Here is a 232-nt window from a genome sequence, read left to right as displayed (position 1 = left end):
ATAAAATACCCGTTGCAAAACCAATAATCAGATATTTCGCCCGCCGACGACAACTCAACACCTCCTGCCCCGCCAAAAGCTCCGCCAACTGCGGATTGACCTGCCAGCGCAGCTTGGTTTGGCGCAACACGACATCCGCCACCTTTTTACCTTGAATATGCGGGCTGATACCGCGCAACGTCGTTTCTACCTCAGGCAATTCCGGCATTTTTCTTTATCCTCAAGCTAATAC

1 protein-coding gene is annotated in these 232 nt (G+C 50.9%); it reads right to left on the bottom strand.

Features of this window, described 5'->3' with window-relative positions; all coding sequences use genetic code 11:
- The coding region (locus tag ACTHS3_RS18770; protein ID WP_440368926.1) for a DNA-formamidopyrimidine glycosylase family protein at window positions 1-208 on the bottom strand (208 nt) is incomplete at its 3' end.
- Window positions 209-232: the final 24 nt, after the last annotated feature.

Source organism: Neisseria sp. P0009.S007 (assembly GCF_051962515.1).
This window is presented reverse-complemented; position numbering and strand designations above follow the sequence as displayed.